The following is a 7548-nucleotide window of genomic DNA, read 5'->3' on the forward strand; positions in this document are numbered from 1 at the left end:
GCGCGCCCCCCGACGCGTAGGCCACCCACCGCCCGTCCGGCGAGGGCCGCGGGTCCACCACGGGACCCGGCACCGCCAACTCGCGTGCCCCGCCGCCCTCCGGCGCCAGCCCGGCCGTGAACAGCCGCCCGGACAGGGCGAAGGCGGCCACCTCCACGGCGCTGTCCACCGCGTAGGCCACCACGCCGGCGGAGCCCTCCCTGCTGCGCTCCCTGCGGGCCCGCTCGGCCGCCGGCAGGTCCTCCCTGGAGCCGCCGAGCAGCGCCGCCGGATCGGCCGCCACGCGCTCCCGCGGCTCCCCTTCGCCCGCCGGCAGGTCCAGCACCCACAGCAGTTGGGCGGTGTCCGTACCGGACCGCGACCGCAAAAAGGCCACCCGCTCGCCCCCGGGCGCGACCGCGAAGGACCGCGGCGCCCCCAGGGTGAACCGCTGCGTCCGTGCGTGCTGCCGCGGGAATGAGAGGTACGTCATACCCGCGACAGTAGGGGGTCGCGCCGACAATCGCCTCCGGATAAACGCCGGATGGCGTGGCGAGCCTCCTACCAGCGGCGGAGCACCCGGAGTCGAAAACGCGCCCCGGGGCGCGGGTGGCCGGATCTGGTCATGCGCCCCCGTGTGCTTCCGTGCTCCGACATATGCGGTGGCACGGAAAGTTATGATCCGTTGCCGTGGGTGGGTAATAACCATGTGGCAACTGACATGAACCCTGCGTACCTGGAGGTGAGCCGCTGTGGCACTCTCGATTTCGGCGGTGCTGCTGCTGCTGATCGTCGTGGTCTTGTTGATCCGCAGGTCCGGTCTGAAAACCGGGCACGCCATCGCTTGCACGCTGCTGGGTTTCTACCTGGCGAGTTCGTCCTGGGCACCACAGATCACCGACCTCACCAACAATGTCGCGGGGATGATCTCCGACATCAAGTTCTGAGCGCCACCGGCGGGGGTCGTAGGCTTCCGCCATGACCGACCGAACCACCCCGCCTGCACCACCCGCGCGCCGTCTGCTGCTCGTCCACGCCCACCCCGACGACGAGACGATCAACAACGGCGCCACCATGGCGAAGTACGCGGCGGAAGGTGCCCTCGTCACCCTCGTCACCTGCACACTCGGCGAGGAGGGCGAGGTCATCCCGCCCGAGCTGGCACATCTGGCCTCGGACCGGGACGACGCCCTGGGCGAGTACCGGATCGGCGAGCTGGCGGCGGCGATGTCGGAACTCGGCGTCGCCGACCACCGCTTCCTCGGCGGCCCCGGCCGCTACCGAGACTCCGGCATGATGGGCGTCGCGCAGAACGAGGTGCCCGGCTGCTTCTGGCAGGCCGACCTGGACGAGGCGGCGGGCCACCTGGCCGAGGTCATCATGGACGTGCGCCCGCAGGCGCTCGTCACCTACGACGACAACGGCGGCTACGGCCACCCCGACCACATCCAGGCCCACCGGGTCGCGCTGCGCGGCTACGAACTGGCCGCCGACCAGGGCCACCGGGTGGACAGGGTCTACGAGATCTGCACTCCGCGCTCGGTCGTGGAGGAGGGCTTCGCCCGCCTCGCGGCGGCCGGCAGGGACTTCCCCTTCGGGGGCGTCGCCACCCCGGACGACGTGCCGGGCGTGGTCGACGACAAACTGGTCACCGTGGCGATCGACGGCAGCGCGTACAGCGACCGCAAGACCGCCGCGATGCGCGCGCACGCCAGCCAGATCGCCGTGGACGGACCCTTCTTCGCGCTGTCCAACGACCTCGGGCAGCCGTTCTTCGCCACCGAGTGCTACCGCCAGGTCCGCGGCGACGCGCTCGCGGGCGGCAGCGCCGACGGCCCGGCGGACGACCTCTTCGACCCCTCGGACCCGGCCGGCGGGAGCGCGTCATGACCACCCCGATCACCCTCGGCCGGATCCTCGGCTACGCCGTCCTCGCCGTCCTCGGCGCCCTCGTCGCGGCGGCCGGGGCGCTGGTCCAGGCGGGCCTGTTCCCCGGCGGCCTGCTGCTGTCCCTCGCGGGCTGCGCGGGGCTCTTCTACGGCGGTCTGAAGGCCACCGGCAGCCGGGTCGGGGTGGCGGTGCCGGCCGGCTTCTGGCTGATCTCGGTCCTGCTGCTCAGCTCCACCCGCCCCGAGGGCGACTTCCTCTTCGCGGCGGGCGCGGGCGCGTACCTCTACCTGCTCGGCGGCGCCCTGGCCGCGGTGATCTGCGCCACTCTGCCCCAACTGACCTCATCCGGGGCGAATACCGCCTGACTTGGCGGGCAGGGGCGAGCACATGGTTGGCTGAGCGCGAGCGTTGCGGCCGACCAGGGTCGCGGCCACCGGCAGGTCGGTATGGTGGGGCCCGCCGGCGAGCCGCAATCGGAGAACAGTGTCGGGCGGCGTAGCTAACCGGGAGAGCCTGCTTTGACTCGTGAAACAGACAGTTCGTCCTCCGGTCCCCAGGGTCGCGGCGGTGCCGCGTATCCCTCGGGGACCCCGCCGTACGGCAGCAGCCGCCCCTTCCCCTCGCTGCACCCGCAGGAGCGGACGCGGCCCGCGGGGGCACCGGACGACGGCGGCCGGCAGGGCGCGGCGCAGGACGCCGCGCCCGCGCAGGCGCCCGTGCCTGGCGAGCCCAGGACCGAGACCACGCTGACGACCCGGATCCGTATCAACATCCCCGGCTCCCGCCCCATCCCGCCGGTCGTGGTCCGCACCACCGTCGACGACGCCGCTGTCGCCGCCGTGGCGGCCGAGGCACCCGCGCCGGCCGCGCCCGCCCCCGAGGCGGAGGCGCCGGCCGAGCCGGAGCCGGAGAAGACCAGCGACTGGTTCGCCCCGCGCAAGGCGTCGGCGCCGCCGCAGGGCGCACCGGCCTCCGGGCCGGACGAGCCCACGGGCGGCGCGCCCGTGCCGGGGGGCGCACCGGCGTCTCCCTACGGGCGGGAGGAGCCGACCGGGGCGGTGCCGCTGCCGGTCCGCAACCCCGCCGCCGCGGGACCCTCGCCCGGGCTGACCCCGCCGGGCACGCGGACCGACACCGCCTGGGGCGGATCCCCGCGGACCGAGCCCGGGGGAGCGCAGGGCGAGTCGACCGGGAACACCCCGTACCTGCCGCCGCCGGTCGGCGGGGCGCCCGGTGGGTCCGAGGCCGCCCGCGGCCCGCACGACACCCCGGCGGGTGGTTTCGCCGCCCCCTACACCTCCGAGGCACCGCCCTTCGGTACGGGTTCGCCGTTCGACACCGGGTCGCAGGCCGCTTTCGGCACGGACCCGGCCTTCGACAGCACCGCCGCGATGCCCGTCGTGGACGAGACCCGGTCGCCGTTCGACACCGGGTCGCAGCCTTTCGGGACCGCCGACTTCCCGCCCGGGGTGCCGCGCCCGAGCGACCAGCCCTTCCCTGGCGGCGAGGACCCGCTGGGCATCCCGTACGGCCCGACCTCGGGCCCGGCCACCGGCGCGATGAACGTACCGCCGCTGACGCAGGACACGCCCCGGCCGCCCGCCGGTGCGAACGGCTTCCGGCCGCCCGCGCGCGGCGGGAACGACCGGGTGTCGAGCGACACCCTGGTCGGCGGCATCCCCGCGGTCCCGGCCGACGAGTCCCGCCCGGCCCGGCAGCCGCGCAAGGGCGCCGCCGAGCCGGAGCCCGCCGCCGCGGTGCCCCCGGCCCGCAAGACGCCGGCGCCCGCCGCCACCGCCGCCCGGCCGGCGAAGAAGGGCCGCTCCAAGCCGCTGCTGCTCGGGGTCGCCGCCGTCGGCGTCGTCGTCCTGGCCTACGGTGCCGGCCTGCTGATGAACCACGCCGATGTGCCCAAGGGCACCACCGCGCTCGGGGTGGACATCGGCAACCAGAACCGCGACGCGGCCGTCAAGATGCTGGACACCGCGCTCGGCAACCGCGCCACCGCCCCCCTCGCGCTCACCATCGGCGGCCGCAAGCAGAGCCTCAAGCCTTCGGTCGCGGGCCTGTCCATCGACACCGACGCGACCGTACGGGCAGTCGCCCACGCCGACTACAACCCGGTCTCGGTGATCGGCTCGCTCTTCGGCGGCAGCCGCACCGCGGACCCGGTCTTCGTCGTCGACGAGGACAAGCTCAAGGTCACGCTCCAGTCGCTGGCCGGCAAGGGCAGCGCGGGCAGCGACGCGATGGTCCGCTTCGAGGACCACAAGGCGATCGCGGTCCCGGGCAAGCCCCAGCAGACCCTGGACCTGGCGGCCGCGACCGCGCAGGTCGAGGCGGCCTACCGCACCCGCGCGGAGACCGGCGCGGACACCCCGGTGGTGCTCAGCGCCACCACCACCTCGCCCAGGGTCTCGCAGGCCGAGATCGACCGGGCCGTCAACGGCTTCGGCAAGACCGCGATGTCGGGCAAGGTGACGGTGCGCGCGGACGCGAACCACTTCATCTCCTTCAACACGACGCTGCCGCAGTTCCTGACGATGGTCGCGACCCCCGACGGCAAGCTCGCCCCGCACATCGACCTCGACGCGATGCAGAAGCTGTACGGGAGCAGGTTCGACGGGGTGCTGCTGGAGCGCGGCGACGGTACGAAAACGGCGGTCACCCCCAAGGACGTGGCCACCGCGCTGATCCAGGCGCTCGGGGCGGAGAACCCCGCCGACCGGACGGTGACCTTGCAGAACGCGGGGTGAGCCTTCCGAGCGGCCCGGCTAGGAAGGCCGGGCGGGAACGGCCGCGAGGGGGACCGTCGCGCGCAGCGTGAAGCCGCCGTCGCCCGCGCGGGCGGTCGCTGTCTCGCCGGCCGGCGTCGGCCGGCGGTAGGCGCTGACCGCCTCGCGGACCTCCACCAGCGCCTGCCTGCTGACCTGTTCGATGTCCGCGACCTGCTGCGCCGCGTCCTCGGGGCGGCCGGGCAGCATCCGCCCGGCCAGTTCGCTCTTGAGGGTGATCAGGGACAGCGAGTGCCCGAGCAGATCGTGCAGGTCGCGGGCCAGCCGCAGGCGCTCCTCGGTGGCGGCGAGGTGCGCGACCGTGCGCCGCGCCTCCCGCAACTCCCTCATGGTCCGGACGAGTTGCGTCACGCCGAGCATCGCGAAGCCGCCCAGCAGCGCGGGCACGACCAGCGACGGGTAGAGGTCGCCGGGCCGGTCCACCCACGCGCCGGTACCGGCCAGCACCGCGGTGACGCCGGGCACCGCCCAGCGGGACCGTGCCGCGGGCAGCGCGGCCCCGCAGGAGACCGCCACGTACACGAAGAGCACCAGCCAGTTCTTGCCGAGGCCGGCCGACAGGACGAAGGACAGCGCGGTCTGCGCGGCCAGCAGCGCGTAGACCCAGGGCTCGGAGCGCTCCCCGGTGTGGGCGGGCAGGAGGGCCAGCGACAGGTAGCCCACGATGAAGCAGGCCAGACCGGCGCCGGCCAGCGCCGTGACGGCCGCCGGGCGGTGGCCGCCGAAGAGGTCGGTGACGGGCGCGGCCAGGTAGAGCAGCCACACGCCGATCCACATCAGTCTGGTCAGCGCCTGCCGGCGCGTCTCGGGCAGCCGCCCGCCGGCGGCCGGCCCGGTGCCGGCCCAGGTCTCCTCGACGCTCATGCGCCCGCTCCTCCGGTCCTTCCCGCTACGCCTTCCTGGTGTCCTTGCGGTACAGCCAGGCGGCCGTACCGGCGAAGAGCACCAGGTAGCAGACGAGCACGGTGACGTCCTTGGCGTGCGGGGCGTCGCCGAACTCGATGGACTGCCCGAGGGCGGCGTACGCGCGGCCCGGCAGATAACCGGCCAGCGTCTGGAGCCAGTGCGGGAAGGTGGTGAAGGGCACCCACAGGCCGCCGAGCATCGCCAGCACGAAGTAGCAGAGCATCGAGATCGGCCGGGCCACGTCCGCGGTCGCGACATAGCCGATGGCGACGCCGAGCGCGGCGAAGACCATGCTGCCCGCCCAGATGCTGACCAGGATCGCCGCCCACTGCCAGGCGTCGAGGCGTACGCCCTTCACGGCGGCGCCCAGCACCAGCACGATCAGGATCGACGGCAGGCTGACGGTCGCGGCGGAGGCGATCTTCGCCGTCACATAGCCGCGGCCCGGCAGCGCGGTGAGCCGCAGCTGCCGCACCCAGCCCTTCTCGCGCTCGCGGGCGATGCGCTCGGCATTGCCCATGAGCACGGCGGTCATCGCGCCGAAGGCGGCCATCGCGACCATGTAGTACGCGGCCACGGTGAGGTCCACGCCGTCCAGCTTCTTGGTCTTTCCCGCACCCGCGGTGACGATCAGGAACAGCAGGCCCGGGTAGAGCACCGAGAAGAACATGAACTTGCGATTCCGCAGGGTGCGGATGATTTCCAGCCTGACCAGGGTGTTCATCGCGTGCCCGCTCCGTTGTCGTCCGCGTCGGCGGTCTTCGGGGCCGCGGCGGTGTCCGCGCGCGCGGCGGTGTCGGCGGTCGTGGCGTCCGCCGTGCCGGTGTTCGCGGCGGTGGCCGCGTCGGTGATGGCCAGGAAGGCCTGTTCGAGGCCCAGGCCCGCCACTTCGAGATTGCGCGGGTAGAGGCCGAGGGCGTAGACCGCGTGGGTCGTCGCGTCGGCGTCGTCGGAGCGGATGCGGACGGTCGGCCCGGTGATGTCCAGGCCCACCAGATGCGGCAGCGCCCGCAGCGCGGCCTCGTCGACCGGCCCTTCGAGGTCGAAGGTGATCCGCCGGGCGCCCGCCCGCGCCTTGATCTCCGCGGCCGTGCCGTCCGCGATCAGCCGCCCCTGGTGCATCACCAGGACGCGGTCCGCGACGGCGTCCGCCTCCTCCAGGTAGTGCGTGGCGAACAGTACGGTCCGCCCCTCGGCCACCTGGCCGCGCATCGTCGCCCAGAACGCCTGGCGCGCGCTGACGTCCATCCCGACGGTCGGCTCGTCCAGCACGATCAGATCGTTCGCGCCGGCCGTGGCGAGCGCGAACCGCACCCGCTGCTCCTGGCCGCCGGACAGCTTGTTGACCATCCGCGACCCGATGTCCGCGATGTCCGCCGCGGCCAGCACCTGGCTGACCGGGTACGCCTTCGGGTGCAGGTCGCACGCGAGCCCGACCAGCTCCCGTACGGTCACCTCCTCCATGAGGCCGCCGCTCTGCAGCATGGCTCCGACCCGCCCGGCCGTGATCGCCTGCGCGGGCGTCGTGCCGAACACCCGCACCTCGCCCCGGTCGGCGTTCTTGAGCCCGAGCAGCAGATCGAGCGCGGTGGACTTGCCCGCCCCGTTCGGGCCGAGCAGCGCCACAGTCTCGCCCGCGTGCAGCTCAAGACTCAGATCCGCCACCGCGTGCACGGCGCCGTAGCTCTTGTTCACCGCGGTGAACCTCGCGACGGGCACCGCCCCCGTGTCCGCGGTTCGCCCGGTCGCGCCATTCGTGGTCGCTGTCGCTGTCATACGTCCAGCTTGGCGGGGTGGCGCTGCGCGCGGCAGTGGCGGAGGTCGTGTCTTCCGCATGACAGATGTCATACATACCGCCGGGTGCCCTTCCCCGGGGCGCGGGGGTTCTGGCGGTTCCCCTCCGGCGGGGGGTGCCCATCAGGGGGCGCGGGGAACTGCGCGCTCAGCCCCCACCGGCCGGTGGTCCGGATCGGACCGA

Annotated in this window: 7 protein-coding genes and 1 pseudogene; 4 read left to right on the forward strand and 4 right to left on the reverse strand. The window is 73.8% G+C overall.

Annotated features, from left to right (window positions below; all coding sequences use genetic code 11):
- A pseudogene (locus tag V7E46_RS30805) lies at window positions 1-472 on the reverse strand (S9 family peptidase); the annotation flags it as partial.
- 259 nt (window positions 473-731) lie between these two features.
- Between V7E46_RS30805 and V7E46_RS30810 the strand changes: the two are divergent.
- The 4 genes from V7E46_RS30810 (at window position 732) to V7E46_RS30825 (ending at window position 4625) form a co-directional block, all read left to right on the forward strand.
- Window positions 732-926 carry a hypothetical protein gene (locus tag V7E46_RS30810; RefSeq protein ID WP_329175053.1) on the forward strand — a complete coding sequence of 65 codons (195 nt, stop codon included), beginning with the start codon at window positions 732-734 and terminating at the stop codon, window positions 924-926.
- Between the two features lie 31 nt (window positions 927-957).
- On the forward strand, window positions 958-1869 hold the full coding sequence (mshB, locus tag V7E46_RS30815) for an N-acetyl-1-D-myo-inositol-2-amino-2-deoxy-alpha-D-glucopyranoside deacetylase (RefSeq protein WP_333771492.1): 912 nt from the start codon (window positions 958-960) through the stop codon (window positions 1867-1869).
- On the forward strand, window positions 1866-2234 hold the full coding sequence (locus V7E46_RS30820; protein WP_333771493.1) for a DUF6113 family protein: 369 nt from the start codon (window positions 1866-1868) through the stop codon (window positions 2232-2234). Before mshB ends, V7E46_RS30820 begins: the two co-directional genes overlap by 4 nt.
- Window positions 2235-2387: 153 nt before the next feature.
- Entirely contained in the window at window positions 2388-4625 is a 2238-nt protein-coding gene (locus V7E46_RS30825) for a hypothetical protein (RefSeq protein ID WP_333771494.1), read from the forward strand.
- Between the two features lie 18 nt (window positions 4626-4643).
- Here the strand turns inward: V7E46_RS30825 and V7E46_RS30830 are convergent, their stop codons facing one another.
- From V7E46_RS30830 to V7E46_RS30840, 3 genes are read right to left on the reverse strand one after another with little or no spacing between them, the layout of a single operon-like run.
- Complete coding sequence (locus V7E46_RS30830) at window positions 4644-5528, reverse strand: sensor histidine kinase (RefSeq protein ID WP_333771495.1); 885 nt, start codon at window positions 5526-5528, stop codon at window positions 4644-4646.
- 25 nt (window positions 5529-5553) lie between these two features.
- Window positions 5554-6294, reverse strand: a complete 741-nt coding sequence (locus tag V7E46_RS30835; protein ID WP_329175044.1) for an ABC transporter permease — start codon at window positions 6292-6294, stop codon at window positions 5554-5556.
- On the reverse strand, window positions 6291-7346 hold the full coding sequence (locus tag V7E46_RS30840) for an ABC transporter ATP-binding protein (RefSeq protein WP_333771496.1): 1056 nt from the start codon (window positions 7344-7346) through the stop codon (window positions 6291-6293). Before V7E46_RS30840 ends, V7E46_RS30835 begins: the two co-directional genes overlap by 4 nt.
- Window positions 7347-7548 lie beyond the last annotated feature (202 nt).

It is taken from the genome of Streptomyces sp. IBSBF 2435 (assembly GCF_036815005.1).
Classification (GTDB): Bacteria; Actinomycetota; Actinomycetes; order Streptomycetales; family Streptomycetaceae; genus Actinacidiphila.

Excerpts from the sequence above, each read along its gene's own strand:
- V7E46_RS30840 (WP_333771496.1), bottom strand. The coding sequence starts at position 7,346 with ATGACAGCGACAGCGACCACGAATGGCGCGACCGGGCGAACCGCGGAC.
- V7E46_RS30835 (WP_329175044.1), bottom strand. The coding sequence starts at position 6,294 with ATGAACACCCTGGTCAGGCTGGAAATCATCCGCACCCTGCGGAATCGC.
- V7E46_RS30830 (WP_333771495.1), bottom strand. The coding sequence starts at position 5,528 with ATGAGCGTCGAGGAGACCTGGGCCGGCACCGGGCCGGCCGCCGGCGGG.
- mshB (WP_333771492.1), top strand. The coding sequence starts at position 958 with ATGACCGACCGAACCACCCCGCCTGCACCACCCGCGCGCCGTCTGCTG.
- V7E46_RS30820 (WP_333771493.1), top strand. The coding sequence starts at position 1,866 with ATGACCACCCCGATCACCCTCGGCCGGATCCTCGGCTACGCCGTCCTC.